Genomic DNA, 21,215 nt, shown 5'->3' with positions numbered 1-21,215 from the left:
TGGTGTCAAAAATACTGTGGGTGAGGTTGTAGGTTTTGGTTATGTGGATGGTGATGGTAATGTCTCGGGTTACTTGAATCAAGTTTATTTAAAAGGTGAGGAACTCACTTTTATTGTTATAGATAAAGCAGGTAATCAAAGTATTGAATTTAAGCAAAATGCTTTAACTGATGATATTGCACCGAATCCAATCGAAAATATTATATTTGATATCAATGGACAGAACTTTACAGCGCAAGCGGAAGCAGATAGTCGAATCGAAGTTAAAAATGCTGTTGGTGAGGTGGTAGGATCTGGTTCAACCGATAACATGGGTAATGTTTCTGGTTACTTCTATCAAGTGTATTTACATGGAGAGGAGCTTACTTTTGTTGTAGTTGATCGAGCTGGTAACCGCAGTACAGAGGTCAAGCAGAATGCCTTAATGGATGATATCTCGCCAAATCCGATTGAAAATATTGTGCTCGACTCAAACGGTCAAAACTTTACAGCGCAAGCAGAAGTAAATACTCGGATTGAAGTCAAAAATGCTACGGGTGAGGTTGTAGGTTATGGTTATGTAGATAGTACTGGTAACGTGTCAGGTTATTTTAATCAAGTGTATTTACATGGAGAAGAGCTTACATTTGTTGTAATTGATCAAGCAAGTAACCGAAGTATTGAGGTTAAACACAATGCTTTAATTGATGATGTTGCACCATCAGCTGCTTCACATATTACATTAACCTCAGACGGATTGCTTTTTGGTGAGGCTGAGCCAAATGCAACGATTGAAATTATTGATCAATATGGTGCAGTTATCATAACAACTGATGTTGGATATGGTGGGGTCTTTAATCAATGGATCAATTTGAGTCAATACCAGACACAAAATTTAAGTATTGTTGTCAAAGATAAAGCTGGTAACCGCAGTGAAGTTGTTCATGAAATAGTACCTTTATTTACCAACTCACCAATTGCTGCAACAGAGCTAAAATTGGATGTAAATGGCCATATTCTTACAGGTAAGGCGACAGCAGGAATGACGATTGTTGTCACATCTACTGATGGTCAGATCATTAATGGAGAATGGAGCAGTATAGTTAATGAAGATGGTAGTTTTGCTATTAAGTTAAATAGCTATTATCTACATGGACAGACGTTACTAATTCGAGTTTATGACCAGAATACATATCAATACAGCCCAATCACTGAACTTATTGCGCCATTAGACAATATTGCTCCAGTGATTAATGAGGTAGCGATTAGTAACGACGGTCATGAGATAACTGGACATGCTGATTCAAAAGTAATTATTAAAGTAATAGATGCGGATGGAGATTTACGAGCAGAATTTCAAATGGAGGAAGCTGGATATTTCAATGTTGGTATGTATCCACCTGTATTACGTGGAGAGCAATTATTTATCACGGCAACGGATTTAGCTAAAAATATAAGTACGCCATTTAATTTTACTTTTACTGCAGATACTAATGCACCACCATCAGCAGATCATGTTGTTTTATCTGAAAATGGTTTCTTCATTGAGGGAACTGCTACACCAAATAGTGAGATGCATATTTTTGATGTGTATAGTGATTATATTGGCGGTGGTTCTGTAGATGAAACTGGATATTTTAATATCCAGTTATACTCACCTCAGGTGAATGGACAAACTTTACGTGTTGTTGTGGAACATAATGGGTATCAAAGCGTTTATACAGAAATTAAGGCACCGATAGACATCGTTGCGCCAAATGCAGCAACACAACTTGTATTGGAAGAAGGAAATATACTTTCTGGGGAGGCTGAAGCATATTCAACTGTTAATATTTTCGATGCTAATAATAATTTAGTTGGTCAGACTACTGTGGGAAGTAGTGGTACTTTCTGGGTGCAATTATGGTCACAATATTGGCATGGTGAAACATTGACAGTAAAAGTAGTTGATGCCAATCAAAATATAAGTGTGGGCTCAACGATTGTTGCTACGAATGATACAACAGTACCGAATGTAGCCACACAACTTGCCATAAATGGATTGGGAGAGCTCACGGGACATGCAGAAAGTAGAGCTATCCTTGAAGTTATATATCATTTTGCTGATCAAGAATCTTCTGTAACTTCTGTAATAAGTACGACGGTTATGGTTGATGGAACTTTCTCTGTTTATATGTATGAGAATGCAACATCATTTGATCTTACTGTTATTGATCGTGCTGGAAATCGTAGTGAAACTATCAATAAAGCAATTAGTGATTTAACTACAATCACTGTTGATCAGTTTAAAGGTGATTCTGCTGATAATACTTATATAGTTGATCATATAATTGATTTTGTTCAAGAATATATTGTTGAGCCGTATGCAATATATAAAGATGTCTGGATTGATAATAGCTATACATATCCAGAATGGGTCACTGAAGGTCATTACGAACAGATATGGTTTGTTGATGGTTATTATGATTCCCAATTGGTCACAAGTGGTTATTCAACTGTACAAAATGTTTATCAAAATCAGAATGGTATAACTTATATTGATAATGGCATGGCAGATAGCGATTATGGTCGATATGAACAACAATATTATGATTTTGCGAATGGACAATGGCAAGAAGGTTATGAATTGACCTATATACGTTCAGAAGAAGGCTGGGTTGATACTAGTCATTATGAAGACGTTTATGTTGATACAAGTCATTATGAAGATGTTTGGGTAGATACTAGCCACTATCAAGATGTTTTCGTAGAAAGCGGTTATTGGGAGAACCAACTTGTTGAATCAGGCTATCGAGATGTTGATTTTGGTGGACACGATAAAATAATTAGCTCTGTGAGTTATAGTCTGGTTGGATATTCTGATTGGTCGACAGGTCTAGAAAGTGGTCGTTATGTTGAAGACTTGGAGTTGGTTGGTTCTGCTCATCTAAATGCAACAGGCAATGCTTTAGATAATCTTTTAACAGGTAACTCTGGTAATAACGTTTTGAATGGGCGTGAAGGTAACGATACCTATATGACTAATGAAGGTACTGATTCCATACTGTTCCAATTGCTAAATAGCCAAGATGCGACTGGTGGGAATGGACATGATACGGTGTTAGATTTTACTTTAGGTGATGTAAGAACTGATACTCAAGCAGACAAAATCGATTTAAGTGAACTATTAATTGACTATTCTAAAGACGTGAGCACATTAGCGAAATTTATTACTGTAGAGCAAGATGCTGGAAACACGACTATTAGTCTTGACCGAGATGGTGAAGGTACAATGTTTAGTAGTGTTTCATTGATAACTTTAAATCAGGTAAATACAACATTAGATGAATTGTTAAATAACCAGCAACTCTTTGTTTAACATTAATATTTATCTTTATAAAAGAGGCTATGAAAATAGCCTCTTTTATTTTGTGCTTTAAATTTAATAAAAACTCTTCACAACTTGTTAAAAAATGACCAAAAAAGATAAGTTTTTTTTCATTTTCCCCTTGAAGCCTTTTTTTTCATCCCCACAAAAGTGACATCTAAATATTTTGTTATTGCTCTGGATTAAAGCAATAACGATTAATCAAAAAGACTTAGTCTGATGGAGTTAATTATGAGCAACATTCGTCCATTACATGATCGCGTTGTAATTCGTCGCGTAGAAGAAGAAACCAAAACTGCTGGTGGTATTTTACTTCCAGGTTCTGCTGCTGAAAAACCATCTCAAGGTGAAGTAATTGCAGTAGGTAATGGTCAAATCACTGAGAATGGCGTACGTGCTTTGGATGTTAAAGTTGGTGACAAAGTATTGTTTGGTACTTATGCAGGTACAACAGTGAAAGTAAGTGGTGAAGAACTCTTAATCATGAAAGAGTCAGACATTTTAGCTGTGTTGGAAGGCTAATCAATCCATAACTCAATTCATTATCAGATTCAGTATTTAAAAAGATTCGGAGTTTAATATGTCAGCTAAAGACGTAAAATTTGGTGATTCAGCGCGTTCAAAAATGATTGCAGGTGTAAACGTACTTGCAGATGCGGTTAAAGTGACTTTAGGCCCTAAAGGACGTAACGTTGTTATCGATCGTTCTTTCGGTGCTCCGCACATTACTAAAGACGGTGTAACTGTTGCTAAAGAAATTTCATTAAAAGACAAGTTTGAAAACATGGGTGCTCAACTTGTTCGTGAAGTTTCTAGCAAAACTAACGACATCGCTGGTGACGGTACGACAACTGCAACTGTACTTGCTCAAGCAATTTTAAATGAAGGGATCAAATCTGTAACTGCAGGTATGAACCCAATGGATTTAAAACGTGGTATTGATATCGCAGTAAAAACTGTAGTTGAAAATATCCGTTCAAATGCAAAACCAGCTGACGATTTCAAAGCGATCGAGCAAGTAGGTTCTATCTCTGCTAACTCTGATACTACTGTTGGTAAACTTATCGCTCAAGCGATGGAAAAAGTAGGTAAAGAAGGCGTAATTACTGTAGAAGAAGGTTCTGGCTTCGAAGACGCTTTAGACGTTGTAGAAGGTATGCAGTTTGACCGTGGTTATATCTCTCCGTACTTCGCAAACAAACAAGATACTTTAACTGCTGAACTTGAAAATCCGTTCATTCTTCTTGTTGACAAGAAAATCAGCAACATCCGTGAATTGATTTCTGTTTTAGAAGCAGTTGCAAAAACTGGTAAACCACTTCTTATCATCGCTGAAGATGTTGAAGGTGAAGCGCTTGCTACACTTGTTGTAAACAACATGCGCGGTATTATTAAAGTGTGTGCTGTTAAAGCTCCTGGTTTCGGTGACCGCCGTAAAGCAATGCTTCAAGATATCGCAATCTTGACTGGTGCAACTGTTATTTCTGAAGAAGTTGGTATGTCTTTAGAGCAAGCAACTCTTCAAGATTTGGGTACTGCGCACAAGATCACTGTGTCTAAAGAAAACACTGTTATTGTTGATGGTGCTGGTGATGCTGCTGGTATTGCTGAGCGTGTTCAACAAATCCGTGCTCAAATTGAAGAATCTACTTCAGAATATGACCGTGAAAAATTACAAGAACGCGTTGCTAAATTAGCAGGCGGTGTTGCTGTAATTAAAATCGGTGCAGCGACTGAAGTTGAAATGAAAGAGAAGAAAGACCGTGTAGATGACGCGCTTCATGCAACTCGTGCAGCAGTTGAAGAAGGTGTTGTTGCTGGTGGTGGTGTTGCTCTAGTACGTGCGGTTAATGCATTAGATGGCTTAAAAGGCGCTAATGAAGACCAAACAGCAGGTATCAACATTTTACGTCGTGCGATCGAAGCTCCACTTCGTCAAATCGTTGCAAACGCTGGTGATGAGCCATCTGTAGTGATCAATGCAGTTAAAGGTGGTGAAGGTAACTTTGGTTACAACGCTGCAACTGGTGAATATGGCGATATGTTAGAAATGGGTATCCTTGACCCAGCTAAAGTAACTCGCTCTGCACTTGAGCATGCAGCTTCTGTTGCTGGCTTAATGTTAACTACAGAATGTATGATTACTGACATTCCTGAAGATAAACCAGCTGTTCCAGATATGGGCGGTATGGGTGGTATGGGCGGCATGATGTAATAACGCATCAACGCTTTAACCAAAAAAATCCCTGCTTATGCAGGGATTTTTTTATTTTTCACGTAATTTTAAGAAATAATTAAGTTCCATTATTTATATTAAAAACAGGAACAGCAGCTAGAAGTTCCTCTTTTGTTACAACCATGCTTATTTACTTGTAGGCATGGTTTTTTTTAACCTAATAAAATAATTAACCATGTAATAGCAATGATAGAGAGTGCAACAAATTGGGCAGCACTTCCCATATCTTTTGCATTTTTAGAAAGCTGATGTTTTTCAAGTGAGACTCGGTCAACCACAGCCTCAATAGCAGAGTTGAATAGCTCAACGATCATTGCAAAAAGACATACAATAATCAGTAATACATGTTCACTACGGCTCACATCAAGAAAAAAACTAGCCGGAATCAAAATAATATTAATCAAAACAATTTGACGAAAAGCTGCCTCATTTTTATAGGCTGCTTTAAATCCTGAAATAGAGTAGCCCGTTGCATTTAATATGCGCTTAAGACCGCTTTTACCCTTATAGGGAGAATAGCTATTCATATACTTATATTTCTGACACTTTTCATGCATTATATAATTTGGGTCTTAAAAAATTATTAAATCTTTTTTAAAGATTTCGACTTTATAACTCAATAGAGAAGAAAAGATGAAAAAATTATGTGTAGCGTTGGGCCTTGCAATTGGAAGCATCCATGCAAGTTATGCTGAGCCAACAGCAATCCCGCAAGTACCAGGATATTATCACCATCAATTTGGAAACTACCGCGTAACCTCTTTACTTGATGGTACGATTTATTTAAATCCTGATTTATTCAAAAATTTAAATCAGGCCCAGAAAACTAAAATCTTAACCAAATATGCTGCTGTTAATGAGAAAGGGATTCAAACCTCGGTAAATGCATTTTTAGTTGATGATGGAAAAAGTTTAACGCTTGTAGACAGTGGGGCAGCAAGTTGTTTTGGCCCGCAACTTGGCTCGATTGCAAAAAATATTGAATTGGCTGGTTATAAGCTTGCTGATGTAAAAACTGTTTTACTTACTCATCTACACCCAGACCATGTGTGCGGTATTGCTCAAAATGGAAAAGCCGTATTTCCAAATGCAATTGTATATGCACATGAGCGTGAAGCTGATTACTGGTTAAATCCAGCTTCTGAAAAAACAGTACCAGCAGACAAAAAAGAAAATTATTTAGGTACTGTTAAAAACGTAAAAACTGCTCTTGCTCCATACCAAGCAAAAAAAGCATTCAAAACATTTAAAGATGGCGACGTCATTCAAGGTTTTGAGGTAATCGATACTCGTGGTCATACACCAGGTCATCATAGCTTCCGCTTAAAAAGTAATGATCAGCAAATCATTTTTGTTGGAGACATTGTCCACTCACATTCATTGCAATTTGATGCTCCAAAAACTGGGGTAGATTTTGATGTGAATTCTGAGCAGGCAATTAATACCCGTCTAAAAATGTTTGCTGAAATTTCAAATAAGCAACAATGGGTTGCCGCACCACATTTACCATTTCCGGGCATTGGCCATGTTTATAAAGTAAATGCTGAGCAATATCAGTGGATCCCACTTTATTTTGATAATGTTGTAGAGAAATAAAAAAACAGGGCATTTATTGCCCTGTTTTTTTTATTAAAAACTTTAATTATTTTGTGGCTTTTTCATAATTAATAACGGCTTCACGGCCAAGTGCTGGATCATCTGTAAAGACTCCATCAACACCAGCTTTAAAATAGGCTTCAAACTCTTTTAAAGCACCAGATGGACAGCGCTCCGCTGGTTTATCTTGACTACATTTTAAAGGTGTTGGTAAATAATTATTTTCTGGGCGGAAAGTATAAGGATGTACTTTCAAGCCAGCTGTATGTGCATCAGTAATAAACGAAGTCGTTTGAACTGAGCCACTGTCATTAAAGTTAAGGATATAGCCTTTGCTTGGTCCTACACCGTTTGCATATTTAGCCACGTCTTTTAAGCCTTGTGCGGTGGCTAAATCGGCATAAGTTTTAGTTTCGCCAGATTCAACGAAGTCGGCTGGTTGAGAGGTTTTAGCATCATATAATTGAATGATTTGTGCATGTTTAATCGTTTTATGAAGGTCGAGCTGATCTTTTAAATATTTTAGATTACTCACTTCAAAAGACTGTAAATAGACAGGTGCAATATCACGTGTATATTTGTATTTGGCTAAGGTTTTAAGAAGGGTATCTTCCATTGCCAGTTTCTGATTTTTAAAGTAAGTCGGATGTTTGGTTTCAATATATAAACCAATAATTTTTCCCGTTTTCTTATAATTTGCTTCAGCTAGTTCAATCACTTGTTCTAGCGTCGGGACAGGGTAGAGGTCATTATAGGCTGTGTTTGCTGGTCGGAACTCTGGAATACGTTCACGCGCTTTAAGCTGCTGTAATTCACTTAAAGTGAAGTCTTCTGTAAACCAGCCTGTTAAGTCTTTACCATCAATATTTTTTGTTGTTTTACGGTCTGCAAACTGAGTTAAAGTGCTTACATTGGTTGTTCCACCAATCTCATTTTCATGACGAGTAACCAATACGCCATCTTTTGTAGAGACTAAATCAGGTTCAATGAAATCTGCGCCATCATCAATCGCTTTTTGATATGAAGCTAATGTGTGTTCAGGACGCAAAGCGCTCGCGCCGCGGTGTCCTACCACTAAAATTTTAGGAAGTTGATATTCTGGTGTGGTTGGTGAGTTTTCAGTTTTATCGTCATCATTACAACCAACCAAGCTAATTAAACTTAAGCATAAAAGTGCTCTTTTAAACATAATTCTACTCATATTGTTTTAGTCGAAACGTATTTAGTCTGATGATTGAACTTGACGTGATCATGAAGAATTCATGAATTTTCAGTGACACTTGTTAAAACCTTGTTTATGGGTTTGTAGGAAATGCCAGTTCTTGCTTTGTTTTTGTTCTAATTGCATTTATTGTGTTAATTCTACTTGTCTTTTTTATATCGCTCGTTGATGATCAAGAGGGCAAATTTGGTATTGCCATCTGTTAATTGACGACCTAATTCTGAGCAGCCATGCTATCTAAATTTTTTATTCAGCGTCCCATTTTTGCCAGTGTACTCGCAATTATTGTTATGGCATTTGGTATTTTCTCGGTGCTGAATTTACCCGTAGAGCGCTATCCTGATATTGCCCCTCCTAAAATTACAGTCTCGGCAAGTTATAGTGGTGCGGATGCACAAACGGTTGAGCAAAGTGTTACTCAGATTTTAGAACAACAAATACAAGGTATTGATAATTTACTTTATTTCAGCTCTACCAGTGATTCATCAGGACGTAGCCGAATTACTATTAGTTTTGATAATGGCACAAATCCAGATACAGCACAGGTCCAAGTACAAAATAGTATTAGTGGGGTCATAAGACGTTTACCCGATGAAGTACAACGCCAAGGGGTGACCGTGAGTAAGTCACTCGGCGATACTTTTATGGTGGTAGGCTTATATGACTCTACAGGTAAATCGGGCAATATTGAGCTATCGGACTATTTAACTACGCATGTGGTAGATGACCTGAACCGTATTGAAGGGGTGGGTGAGTCTGATGTTTTCGGTTCGCAATATGCGATGCGAATCTGGCTAAATCCAGAGAAATTAAAACAATATAATTTAATGCCAAGTGATGTAGCGAATGCAATCACTGCTCAAAATACACAAGTTGCCGCAGGTGCAATCGGTGATTTACCTGTCATTGATGGACAATATTTAAATACGAAAGTCACCGCAGGATCTCGACTAAAAACAGTCGAAGATTTTAAAAATATTGTAGTGAAAGCAAATCAAACAGCGAGCTATGTCTACTTAAAAGATATTGCTAGAGTCGAGTTGGGTGCAGAAAATTATCAGTCTTTTAACACTATTAATGGCTATCCGGCCGCTGGTTTAGGCATTTCACTATCTTCTGGTGCAAACGCGATTCAGACCTCTAAACTCATCCATCAAACTCTAGATCAGCTTACAACCAAGCTACCTGCTGGCTATAAAATTGTTTATCCACGAGATAATACGCCGTTTGTTCAAGAGTCTATTAAAGAAGTTGTAAAGACGCTTATTGAAGCCATTATTTTAGTTATTTTGGTGATGTTCCTGTTCTTGCAAAGCTGGCGCGCTACACTCATTCCGAGTATTACCGTTCCTGTTGTTATTTTAGGAACCTTTGCTGTTTTATATGTGCTCGGTTTTAGTATTAACACCTTAACGCTTTTTGCCTTGGTGCTCGCGATTGGTTTGCTAGTAGATGATGCGATTGTGGTGGTTGAGAATGTTGAACGGCTCATGCATGAACAGCATTTAACACCGAAAGAAGCAGCCATTGAGTCGATGGGAGAAATTAGTGGTGCCTTAGTCGGAATTACATTGGTTTTAACTGCTGTTTTTATTCCAATGTCGTTTTTAGGTGGTTCAATTGGCGTGATTTACCGTCAGTTTTCCATTACCTTAGTTGCGGCTATGGCATTATCACTCGTCGTGGCATTAGTCTTAACACCTGCGTTATGCGCTTTAATTTTAAAACCGAATCCAGAGCCTATGCGCTGGGCAGTTTGGTTTAATAAAAAAATTGATCAACTTAAAAATCAATATATCAAGATCGTTCAAACAAGCATCCGTTATAGTAAATCGGTTATCGTGATTTTTGTGGCTTTGATTGCTGTTTTTGCACTGTTCTATAGTGGTTTAAAAAGTGGATTTATTCCTAAAGAAGATCAAGGCATTTTAAGTGTTCAAATTAAACTTGTTGATAGTGCGCCAATCTCGCAAAGTCAGAAAATTGGAGAACAAGTCCGTCAGTATTTCTTAACCCAAGAAGATAAGAATGTAGATCTGGTTTTGATTCGCTATGGCCGAAATTATTCTGGTACAGGCCAAAACTTGGCTCAAGGATTTATTGCCTTAAAACCTTGGGATGTGCGTACTGGAAAAGAAAATTCAGCTGACGCTATACAAAAGCGTGCGATGAAATATTTCAGTCAATTTAGTAATGCACAAATTAATGTGACATTACCTGCTTCAGTCAATGGTTTAGGCCAAACAGATGGTCTGGATTTATGGATTCAAGATTTGAATGGGCAAGGGCAAGATTTTCTAGATAACACCTTCCGTCAGTTGCAAACACAGAGTAAAAGCTATTCAAGTTTTGAAAACTTTGATAAGCAATCTACTAACAGTAAAGCAAACCTCAATATCAAAATTAACCAGAAACAAGCATTAGCAAATGGATTAGAGCTACCCGCGATTAACAACACTTTGTCGAGTGCGTGGGGTGGAACGTATGTAAATGACTTTATTGACCGTGGTCGTATCAAGCGTGTCATGATTCAAGGTGATGCCCAGTTCAGATCAAAACCGGAAGATTTATATAATTGGTCTGTACGTAATAACCAAAATGAAATGGTACCTTTTAGCTCATTTGCTAACTTCAGTTGGGGCGGCGCTCCTGAAATCGTAAAACGTTATATGGGTTATAGTGCCTTACAGCTTCAAGCAGATGTTGCAAGTGGTAGTAGTTCAGGTCAGGCAATGAAAGATGTTGAACAACTCGTAAATCAGCAAAAAGACGTTGGCTTGGCATGGACAGGTTTATCTTTTGAAGAGCAAAAGTCGACAAATCAGGCCGTCTGGTTATATTTAATCTCGGCAGGCTTTATCTTCTTATGTTTAGCTGCACTCTATGAAAGCTTAAGCATTCCTGCAGCTGTGATGACCTCTATTCCGCTAGGTGTCGGAGGAAGTGTCATTTTTTCTTATATTTTTGGTCTACCAAATGATGTGTATTTCCAGATTGCACTGTTAACCACAATTGGATTGTCTTGTAAAAATGCAATTTTAATTGTTGAGTTTGCTGCCTTGGCGCAAGAAAAAGGTAAGAGTGCAATTGAAGCAGCTTTAGAAGGCGCGAGCTTACGTTTAAGACCGATTTTAATGACTTCTTTGGCTTTTGGTGCAGGTGTGATTCCTCTTGTTTTTGCGCAAGGGGCAGGGGCTGTAAGCCGTCAAGAAATCGGTATTAGTATTTTAGGTGGCGTAATGTTCGGTACAGTACTGGTTCTGTTCTTTATTCCAGTCATGTACGTGTTATTGCGTTCATTGTTTAGATCGAAAATTACTCGTTAAGTAAATAATTTTAAAAGAGGTATTAAATCAAGTATATTAAAATTAACTTCTCTTTATATATTTGATTTAAATGCCTCAAGAAAAAAAATTAACAGAGCAACAGGTCATCGCACTAGAACGAGATCTGGCCAAGTTTGCAACCATGATGGACAGTGCAGTTCGCATACCTTTTACAAAGCAAGGTATTGGTGCCGATGCTGCGCTGAGTACGATTCCAATTGCAGGTGATGTCGCTGGTTTTGCATTGACGTGTTATGCGATTTATAAAGCCAAACAAATTGGTGTACCTCAACATAAGCTAACGCCAGTCATCAAACTCGCTGTTGTAGATGCTGTAGTAGGCTTTGTTCCTGTGGCTGGGACTATTTTTGATATTTTTATAAGACCCAGTCGAAAAGCACTAGATGTAGTTCATACGCATATACGCGAAGAATATGCGATTCAGAGTGATATTCATGTCGTTCATCCATATTTACATGAAAAGCTCGAAAAGAAGCAACAGCATTCAGCTTTCTGGCGAAATCCTGTTGTCAGTTGGTTATGGTTGCATATTCCTGATTTAGTAGGTGCGCTTGTACTGCTTTTAATTGGTTTAGCTGTTTGGTGGGGCGCAAGTTATCTCTGGGGTCTCTATCAAACAATGTAATAAAAAAATAAAGCCTCCATTTGGAGGCTTTATTTTTACATTAAACGTTTTATGGGCAATCTAATTGATGTAAAGCTGCCACACGTTGTTCAATTGTTGGGTGGGTTTGGAACAAAGCAGCTAAGCTGAAACCTTGTTCTTTACCTTCCGCAATTGCGAAGGCTTTCATTTCTTTTGGCATTTGATCTGGCATTTCTGTCTCAGCTTGGAGACGTAATAATGCAGAAATCATTGCTTGTTTACCTGCTAAACGTGCGCCTGCTTCATCAGCACGGTATTCACGATAACGAGAGAACCACATCACAATGGCAGAAGCGAGAATACCAAAGACGATATCCAATACCATGGTAATAATGAAGTAACCCATACCCGGGGCTTCATCGTCTTGACGACCAAAGACATTACGGTCGATAAAGTCACCAACGACACGAGCAAAGAACATAACAAAGGCGTTCACAACACCTTGGATGAGCGCTAGGGTAACCATGTCACCATTCGCAACGTGACCAATCTCGTGCGCAAGCACTGCACGTAGCTCATCTTTGTTCATACGTTCAAGTAGACCAGATGAAACGGCAACTAAGGCATCATTTTTGTTCCAGCCTGTTGCAAAGGCATTGGATTGATATGATGGAAAAATACCAACCTCTGGCATGTTGATACCAGCACGTTGAGAAAGTTCAGCGACTGTTTGCAATAACCAGCTTTCAGCTTGGTTACGAGGAGCATTCGGGTCGATCAGTTCTGTACCGGTCGTTTTCTTAGCCATCCATTTTGACATGAATAACGAGATTAAAGATCCCACCATACCAAACACAAAACAGATCACTAAAAGGTTGCCTAGATTCAAGCCACCCGCGCCATGGTAACTACCGACACCGAAGAGTGACAAAATAATGCCAGCTACAACCAGTACCGCGAGGTTGGTAAGCAAAAACAAACCAATCCGCATCATTGAGAAAATCCTCTTATAAATAAAATGTTATCTGATTTACAAATTCGAAATCATGAAGCTAATATGCGGGGCTTGGGGGAAAAATTCAAGAAAAAAATAAGGAATTGATACATTCTTTCATGTAGCAGAATGTACCTAAATTTAAAGAATAATTGGCTAAATTCGTCAAAATGGTAAAGATCAGGTAATAGATCATTACAATTTAAAACATCTAAACTTATCTAAATAGAACTGCGAGCCGCCGTTCTTCTTTACTGTTTATTCAATTCGTATATGGGCAATTGCGGTGGCATTATTGGTGACATAAGTGCCTGTTGGTGCATCGGTATAGGTACCGTCAGATAAAGTCACGATTTGACGAGAAGATGAATATTTAGGTGATTGAGTCGTAATTTGAGCTGTTGTGTTTTCTGCCAAATTAGAAGGATGTGAAACGGTTTGTACTGAAGCATTCGTAAAAGATGAAAAACCTGAACCCGATGCATATAGGTTTTGGTATCGACTTGTTACACGGCGCACATAATCTTGTGTTTCACGGAAAGGGGGAATACCGCCATATTTGTCGACATTACCTTCACCAGCATTGTAAGCCGCAAGCGCCATTTGTGTGTTTCCATTAAAACGCTTGAGTAACCAGCTTAAATATTTAGCGCCTGCAAAAATATTTTGTTGCGGGTCATAGGCGTTAGAGACATTAAAACGACGGGCAGTCGCAGGCATAAGCTGCATTAAGCCTTGAGCACCTACTGGCGAACGAGCTCTTACGTTAAATCCTGACTCGGTGTGCATAACGGCTTTAATTAGACCTTCTGAAACACCATGTTGTTGTGCAGCTTGTCTAATAATGTGGTCGAAAGCGTTCTTATTTTTATTGTAGCTTGGCAAAACAGAAGCTTCTGATGCTCCCCAGTTTGTATAATTGTGAATATTACTATCAGGATAATAGGTCACTTTTACTTTTTTAAGAGAGTGGTCATAGCTTTTTCGGTTGGTGAGTAATGTACTACCGTTTTTATCTTGGTAAATATACATTTGACCTGCTGAACTCGAAGTTATGCCGACCGTAAAAGTGGTCATCCCCAGCAAACAAGAAATAAGAAATTGAACCGAATTTTTCATTTTATGTTATTCACAATTTTTAGGTACTCAAAACTTGCAAAAGAGTTTATCAAAAAATATTACTTAAAGAAGATTTGTGTAATTTTTTTTATTTCGACTCTTTCAAAAAATCAAGCTGATTTGTTCGAATGCTCATCAAAAAAAATTAAAAATTTTTTTTAAAATGATTCTATTGACATGGTTAACATGTTGATTATTAATAATAAAAAACATTGGTTAAAAAATGATCAATTTAAAGAAAACCCTTAACAGAAGGCCAAAACAGTTTGTCAAGTACGAAGAAATCCACAATTTTATCCACAGGTTTTGTGGAAAACTGTGGAAAAGTCCAAAAAGTAAGCATTTTGCACAAATTTTGAACGCTTCAGTCAAAATAGAGCATGTGTTTTGCATCATGCACGAGCAATGTGACGACTTCAAGAATTGAAACTATTCTTTTGATGCGATTCTCTTCTGAATCATATAAAATTGCGCGGTATTTTTATTTATGGGTATATCTCGTCTATGTACGCGCCAGTTGAGTCCAATCAGGGATTTAATTTTAAGCCTGAACTTCCAACAAGCTCGGCCTATTACCGTTTGCTCAAGAAGCTTCGCCGTCAAGTTGGGCATGCTATTCGTGACTTCAATATGATTGAAGATGGCGATAAGGTCATGGTGTGTGTGTCTGGTGGTAAAGACAGTTATACCTTGCTCGATATTTTGTTGCAGTTTAAGCGTATTGCACCAATCAATTTTGAGGTGGTTGCGGTTAACCTCGACCAAAAACAACCAGGCTTTCCTGAAGATGTTTTGCCTCGTTATATGGAAGAGAACAACATTCCATATTACATTTTAGAAAAAGACACATATACCATTACTAAACGTTTAACACCTGAAGGTAAAACCTACTGTGCAGTGTGTTCACGTTTACGCCGTGGTTCTTTATATGGCTTTGCACAAGAGATTGGTGCGACTAAAGTTGCTTTAGGTCATCACCGTGATGACATCATTGCAACGTTCTTCTTGAATTTGTTCCATGGTGGTAGCTTAAAGGCGATGCCTCCAAAGCTTTTATCGTCAGATAAAAAGAACATTTTGATTCGTCCTTTGGCATATGTTGAAGAAAAAGACATTATTAAATATGCCGAGATTCGTCAGTTCCCAATCATTCCATGTAATCTTTGTGGTTCGCAGGAAAACCTACAGCGTGCCATGCTTAATGAAATGCTACGTGAATGGGATAAACAGTATCCGAAGCGCTTACACAGCATTTTCGGGGCATTACAAAACGTATCTCCGTCTCAGTTAGCAGACCGCGAATTGTTTGATTTCGAGGCTCTAGATTCTCAGCGCGAGTTGGATATTAAAGATCCGGAAGAGCTTAAGAACCGTTTAGATGTCGTGAATTTAAGCTTCGCTGCTGAATAAACGCTAGCATAAAGAATGTTAAAGGCACTTTATAAACAAGTGCCTTTAATGTATCAAAATACTAAAAAATGAATGTTCCGTACAAAAAGTCATAGCCCAAAATTTAAATTACATGCTATAACAAGCCACAAGCAGAATTGCTTCACATGATGTTGTCTGGATAGACAACCAGAGAAATTGAACAAATAAATTTGAGGAAGAATCATGCCTGCATTTTTAACTGAAGATTGGTTTGCGACTGTCGAAAAATTAACTGCTGAAGCAGGTGATCTTAATTTGCCGCCCGCTCTTGCGAACTTGGCAATTAATTTAGTAGTGACAGATGCTTCTGGAAATACCGAATTAGCTTTAGATGGGGGTAAAATCCAAAAAGGTTTGTCTTCAAATGCCAAAACAACTTTAAATATGGATGCTGAGACTTTACGTAAAGTATTCTTAGAGTTTGATATGGCTGCTGCTATGCAGGCATTCATGACTGGTAAAATTAAAGTTCAAGGCGACATGTCTCAATTAATGGCTTTACAAACAGCTAAGCCAAGCCAAGAACAAAAAGATTTGTTTAAGAAAGTATTAGAGCATACAGCTTAAATCTAAAAGAATTCATATAAAAAGCTTACCCAAAGAGGTAAGCTTTTTATTTGTACAAACAATGAATTTATCAACTTTTAAAAATAAAAATTAGATATTGATTCTTGTTTGCGCCGTTTTGATATGTTCAAGATAAGCACGGATACGAGTGACATATTGAACTGCTTGCTTATATCGACCATTTCGCGTTTTATTACTTTGCAAATAGTCATAGAGATTGACCCATTTGTTCGGATCTTTCCCCTGAGACTGCAAGCGCTTTTGAATCTGACTTACCGCACCCGGTCCCATGTTATAGGCCACAAGTGCATACCAGTTCCGATCAGGGAACGGAATATTATCAAATTCGGTTAGCATCAAATCGTAATACTTCGCGCCGCCCTGAATGCTCTGAGCAGGATCGCTACGATTGCTTACACCCATTGCTCGAGCAGTACTATTGGTTAACATCATTAAGCCGCGGACACCTGTGGGAGAAACAGATTCTGGCTTTAAATATGATTCTTGATAACCAATTGCAGCAAGTAAATGCCAATCTAGATCATACTTCGCTGCGCTTTGCTTAAAGCTTGCTTTGTAAATCGGTAAACGTGTGCTTAAGTCACGTTGAATGGTTGACCATGCTTCTGGTTTAACCACATTGCGGTTATAAAAAGAAGCAAGCTGCTGGGTCACACCATTTTGCTTACTCTGGCATACAAAGCCGCTGGCGGTCTGTGTGAGTGGGTCATCAGCCTGTTTAAATACCCAACTTAACTCAGGATTTAAGCCATTTTTTTGCAAATTTGCTGTGTCACCACAACTTGCAGAAAACGACATTAAACCTTTGTTTTCGATTGTGCTTAAACCTGCTGTAGTCATTGCAAAGTTTGCTTTACCTTGCTGAACCCATCTAAGTGCAGTGGCATTGTCTGCCACGATTTTAAAGTCCAGCTTTACATTTAGGTTCTGTGCATAGTTACGTGCTAGATCATAACCAAAACCATGTAAAAACTGATCTTCTTTGAAAACGGTTGTCGGGCTTTCTACCGCAACAACAGTTAAAGTGTTTGTGTTAACTACAGTATTGTACTGTAGGGTTTTTCCTGCATTAAGACTATGAAATGGGAGAAGTATAGTACTAAGTGCAAGAGCTTTTAACGGGAGAGAAGAAAATAAAGAGTTAAGGCAAAGCCTCGACCCAGAACTTGAATTACTGTGCATGTTGTCTCCGCTACAGATAATTTATGCCCTAAAAGTCAGACAAAAAGCTGCCATAACTTCTAAAAGTTGATAAATTCAATAAGGGGTGGGCAGTCATGACGTCATTCAAAATGACATGAAATGAAAAAAACAAACTGTGTAGAAAATCTACATAGTTTTCGAGTGGGTTAAAAAATGCTCAACATTTAAACTGCGCGCATCATAATATTGAAAAAAAGTAATGTCAAATTTTGTACAATTAAAACTTCGATATATCATCATAAACACATGAATTTCTTAAGGAAGAAAATTTATACACTTCTGATGTGAGAAAATAGGGTATAAAATGCTACATTTTGTAGCCATCGTGTTAGTACAACGTGAAATTTGATTTAGATACTAGGTAAATTGATATAAGTTAAATAATTGAAAATATAAAATAATTTAGTTTTGTTCTAATAAATTTAATTTGTTTATAATTAAATTGAAGTTAAAAGATACTTGTTAAAAAAGTATCTTTTAACTAAGGTAATATTTTTATAAGTTATTTTTCATTAAATCTTCCATAACATTACACCGGTCTGATAACCTGCTCCTAAAGACCAAAAAACAATAATATCGCCTTTATTTATAAGTGATTTTTCTAAACGTTTTTTATAGGCAATAAAAAAACTACTTACTCCTGTATACCCATATTGATCTCCAATATATTCAATTTTTTCAGTAGGTATATTGATTTTATCCTGAAGAATGTCAATATTAGATTTTGTAAATTGAGATAATAAAAAACAAGATATGTCTTCAATTTTTAAATTATTTTTCTTTAATAACTTTTCTAACGCGTCCGCAGCAAATTCCACGCTTTCTAAACCAGTAAATGGTGCCCAATGAATTTTTTGTTCCTTACTATGGTAATTCGTTAAACCATGAGGAGGAAAAACAATAGTTTTACAAAAACTACTATCTGTCTGATACATCCTGTCAATAATGCCTGAATCACCAGTATTTTTTTCAAGTATTATGGCTGCTGCTGCATCTCCTACAATTGTTGAAGGAATTGGTTGCTTTTCATCTCCGAGCATTGTTAGATGGTCAGATCCAATCACTAGTGCACGTTTGTAGCTCTCTTTAGACGCTAGTAAAACTGATGCCTGTTCAAGGGCAACAAACATTCCTAAACAATTAGCATTTATATCAAAGCATATACAGTCAGTTTTAATATTTAGTTCTGAATGAATAAGTAAAGCATTAGTTGGAGATAGATATTGTAATGTTGTAGAGGAAAAGATAATAATATCAATACTATCATGTGAAATATTATAATTTTTTAATAATTTTTTTGAAGCATGAATTGCCATTGTGAGAGCATTTTCTTCCTCATCAATAATTACATGCCTTTTATTTCTACCTACTTTTTCAAAAATTCTATTTAAACTGTCTTTATCTTCAAATTTATTTAAATAGTAATCATTATTTCTAATTGTTTCTGGATGATAGGTTGATATAGCAGAAATTTTTATACCTTTCATAGTTAAATAATCTCTTTATTATAAAAATAAAATTTTGTTTGGTTTTTAATCTATTATCGATAGCATTTTATTTATTTTTTTAATTTTAATTTTTATGTTTTTTATTTTTATACATGAGCTTATATAGGTGTATATTAAAAATCAATGAGCTATATTGATTTTCAATGACAATATAATTCAATATTATATTTCACTTAATTATATTGTAATAAAAATTAAATTATTGATAAGAGATGTTTGTTATATACCAAATCATTTTACCCTTAGGAGTTTGAACTTGTATTTCATCATCTATACTTTTACCTAAACAAGCTTTTGCCATAGGCGATTGCAAAGAAATATAATCCTTACGACCGTAAATTTCTTCATCGCCGACTATGCGAAATTTAATAGCTTCGCCTTCGTCATTTTCTAACTCAACCCATGCTCCAAAGTATGCTTTTCCGTCTTGTTCAGGGCTATATTCAACTTTATGTGCGACTTCAAATAGTTTGGTTAGGTATCTAATTCTACGATCAATTTCACGTAGTTTTCTTTTGTTGTAGTGATAGTCTGCATTTTCTGAGCGATCACCAAGACTGGCTGCCCATGACACAATTTTAGTAATCTCTGGACGTTCTTTTCTTACAAGATCATTTAACTCATCTTGTAATCGTTGATAACCTTCAGCCGTTAATAGTTTGCGATTCATCATATGGCCAAAACTTCTTTCATATAGATAGTTTCGTTAGAAACTACATCAGGAATTAAAACTTATCAGTAAGTGCAAAGGGCAGAATACCCTGAGTAAAGCGTAAAGCTTCTTATCTGTGTGAATATGTTATCAAAAAGATAGACGAATATCATTTAGTTATGCCAAGAGTGTTCTGCTGTCAAAGATAGCTAAGAATCTCAAAAGAGAGTTTTGTTTAAGATGAAAAGTAGCAATAAGTAGATAAAAACTAAAAATTTAAGGTTTTTTGTTTTTATTTTGAGCATTTAGATGAAAACTTAAGTAAAAAGATTTGCCAACTTCAATTTTTATTTATATTATAGCGCTCGTTGGAAGCGTGGCAGAGCGGTTTAATGCACCGGTCTTGAAAACCGACGAGGGTGTGAGTCCTCCGTGAGTTCGAATCTCACCGCTTCCGCCAGATTCTTAAAAAGCCCTTGTTAATGACAAGGGCTTTTTTTTATACCTAGTGTCTACATTACAGTAAGATTTAGCTTAAATACTGCTAATAAATCCTGAAAATTTCATATAAATCAAACAAGTATATATTTTAATCAAAATTACTATATTTATATAATATATTTTTTATTTTCAATATCTTACCAATTAAGCTTCTATATATCAGAATCGAACAAGTTATTTGTAGAATATTCATTTATTGATATATGATGAGCCAATATTTAGAAACTGTTTCAAAACATAATTCTATTGTTCAGCGAGCAAGTTCAAGGAAGGAATGATGCTGAATTCAGTTTTCTAAACCCGATATCAGGAAATTATTTCCGCCCCAAAATTGTATTTTGACCCATTGGTTGGCAATGCCTGACTCTTTTGAAAGATAGGCGTTTCCTATTTTAGGATGTATCTATGAAAAAATTATTTAGTGTTCTGTTCAGCGCATCTGTTCTAACACTGACTGCATGTAATAAAGAACCTGCAAAAACTGAAAATACAGCATCAGCTAAAGACAAAACTGAGTCAGTTCGAACTATTAAATTGGTTTCAACAGGTTCAGACACTGACGTATGGAAATACGTTGCAACGCTTCCTGAAACTGCTCAAGCGGGCATTAAACTCGAAGTGACTAACCTGACTGACTATGTTGTATTGAATACATCTGTAGCAAGTGGCGAACAAGACGTAAATGCGTTCCAGTCATTTAACTATTTGGCAGCTTATAACTCTTCAAATACAGCTAAAGTTGCTGCTGTTGCGACAACTTATCTAGAGCCAATGGGTATTTATGCAAATAAAGTTAAATCTGTTGAAGAGTTCCCACAAGGCGCGACTATCGCGATTCCAAACGACACTGCTAACGAAGCGCGTGCTTTAACATTATTACAATCTG

General features: G+C 36.8%; 15 protein-coding genes, 1 tRNA gene and 1 pseudogene. 10 read left to right on the top strand and 7 right to left on the bottom strand.

The annotated features are described in order from the left end of the window. From J536_RS22530 to groL, 3 genes are all read left to right on the top strand, one after another. Positions 1 to 3,337 (top strand): Ig-like domain-containing protein (locus J536_RS22530; protein ID WP_032064019.1); only part of this gene is annotated, 3,337 nt, incomplete at its 5' end. 240 nt (positions 3,338 to 3,577) lie between these two features. After that, complete coding sequence (locus tag J536_RS22525; RefSeq protein WP_002120604.1) at positions 3,578 to 3,868, top strand: co-chaperone GroES; 291 nt, start codon at positions 3,578 to 3,580, stop codon at positions 3,866 to 3,868. Between the two features lie 58 nt (positions 3,869 to 3,926). Beyond that, positions 3,927 to 5,561 carry a chaperonin GroEL gene (groL, locus tag J536_RS22520; protein ID WP_002120607.1) on the top strand — a complete coding sequence of 545 codons (1,635 nt, stop codon included), beginning with the start codon at positions 3,927 to 3,929 and terminating at the stop codon, positions 5,559 to 5,561. Between the two features lie 173 nt (positions 5,562 to 5,734). Here groL and J536_RS22515 read toward each other — a convergent pair whose 3' ends face one another. After that, positions 5,735 to 6,109 (bottom strand): diacylglycerol kinase, encoded by a 375-nt coding sequence (locus J536_RS22515; RefSeq protein ID WP_032057438.1) that lies wholly within the window; start codon positions 6,107 to 6,109, stop codon positions 5,735 to 5,737. 106 nt (positions 6,110 to 6,215) lie between these two features. Here J536_RS22515 and J536_RS22510 point away from each other — a divergent pair, with 106 nt between their 5' ends. Continuing rightward, a complete protein-coding gene (locus J536_RS22510) occupies positions 6,216 to 7,178 on the top strand; it encodes an MBL fold metallo-hydrolase (protein ID WP_032064018.1) in 963 nt (320 codons plus the stop codon). 46 nt (positions 7,179 to 7,224) lie between these two features. On the opposite strand, the gene J536_RS22505 is transcribed toward J536_RS22510, so the two are convergent. After that, entirely contained in the window at positions 7,225 to 8,367 is a 1,143-nt protein-coding gene (locus J536_RS22505; protein WP_032064017.1) for a glycerophosphodiester phosphodiesterase, read from the bottom strand. A gap of 263 nt (positions 8,368 to 8,630) precedes the next feature. On the opposite strand from J536_RS22505, the gene J536_RS22500 reads away from it, so the two are divergent. Continuing rightward, positions 8,631 to 11,726, top strand: a complete 3,096-nt coding sequence (locus tag J536_RS22500) for a multidrug efflux RND transporter permease subunit (RefSeq protein WP_032064016.1) — start codon at positions 8,631 to 8,633, stop codon at positions 11,724 to 11,726. A 70-nt stretch (positions 11,727 to 11,796) separates the two neighbouring features. Beyond that, positions 11,797 to 12,372: a DUF4112 domain-containing protein gene (locus tag J536_RS22495; RefSeq protein WP_032064015.1), complete on the top strand. Its 576-nt coding sequence runs from the start codon at positions 11,797 to 11,799 to the stop codon at positions 12,370 to 12,372. A gap of 49 nt (positions 12,373 to 12,421) precedes the next feature. Here J536_RS22495 and htpX read toward each other — a convergent pair whose 3' ends face one another. Beyond that, positions 12,422 to 13,327: a protease HtpX gene (gene htpX / locus J536_RS22490; protein WP_002118851.1), complete on the bottom strand. Its 906-nt coding sequence runs from the start codon at positions 13,325 to 13,327 to the stop codon at positions 12,422 to 12,424. 258 nt (positions 13,328 to 13,585) lie between these two features. Continuing rightward, positions 13,586 to 14,377: pseudogene (locus tag J536_RS22485) on the bottom strand (lytic transglycosylase domain-containing protein); the annotation flags it as partial. A 573-nt stretch (positions 14,378 to 14,950) separates the two neighbouring features. Between J536_RS22485 and ttcA the strand changes: the two are divergent. Both ttcA and J536_RS22475 read left to right on the top strand, forming a co-directional pair. Continuing rightward, positions 14,951 to 15,856: a tRNA 2-thiocytidine(32) synthetase TtcA gene (ttcA, locus tag J536_RS22480; protein WP_002118895.1), complete on the top strand. Its 906-nt coding sequence runs from the start codon at positions 14,951 to 14,953 to the stop codon at positions 15,854 to 15,856. Positions 15,857 to 16,060: 204 nt separating this feature from the next. Further along, on the top strand, positions 16,061 to 16,444 hold the full coding sequence (locus J536_RS22475; RefSeq protein WP_002118641.1) for an SCP2 sterol-binding domain-containing protein: 384 nt from the start codon (positions 16,061 to 16,063) through the stop codon (positions 16,442 to 16,444). Positions 16,445 to 16,534: 90 nt separating this feature from the next. Here J536_RS22475 and J536_RS22470 read toward each other — a convergent pair whose 3' ends face one another. The 3 genes from J536_RS22470 to greB form a co-directional block, all read right to left on the bottom strand. Next, positions 16,535 to 17,647 carry a transglycosylase SLT domain-containing protein gene (locus tag J536_RS22470; RefSeq protein WP_032057444.1) on the bottom strand — a complete coding sequence of 371 codons (1,113 nt, stop codon included), beginning with the start codon at positions 17,645 to 17,647 and terminating at the stop codon, positions 16,535 to 16,537. 533 nt (positions 17,648 to 18,180) lie between these two features. Further along, positions 18,181 to 19,155: a 3-oxoacyl-[acyl-carrier-protein] synthase III C-terminal domain-containing protein gene (locus J536_RS22465; RefSeq protein WP_017399205.1), complete on the bottom strand. Its 975-nt coding sequence runs from the start codon at positions 19,153 to 19,155 to the stop codon at positions 18,181 to 18,183. A gap of 220 nt (positions 19,156 to 19,375) precedes the next feature. Beyond that, on the bottom strand, positions 19,376 to 19,846 hold the full coding sequence (gene greB / locus J536_RS22460) for a transcription elongation factor GreB (RefSeq protein WP_017480520.1): 471 nt from the start codon (positions 19,844 to 19,846) through the stop codon (positions 19,376 to 19,378). 352 nt (positions 19,847 to 20,198) lie between these two features. Between greB and J536_RS22455 the strand changes: the two genes are divergently transcribed. After that, positions 20,199 to 20,288, top strand: a tRNA-Ser gene (locus J536_RS22455). Between the two features lie 446 nt (positions 20,289 to 20,734). Next, the coding region (locus J536_RS22450; RefSeq protein ID WP_032064013.1) for a MetQ/NlpA family ABC transporter substrate-binding protein at positions 20,735 to 21,215 on the top strand (481 nt) is incomplete at its 3' end.

The sequence above is a fragment of the Acinetobacter sp. 809848 genome, from assembly GCF_000581275.1.
Taxonomy (GTDB): domain Bacteria; phylum Pseudomonadota; class Gammaproteobacteria; order Pseudomonadales; family Moraxellaceae; genus Acinetobacter; species Acinetobacter pittii.
This window is presented reverse-complemented; position numbering and strand designations above follow the sequence as displayed.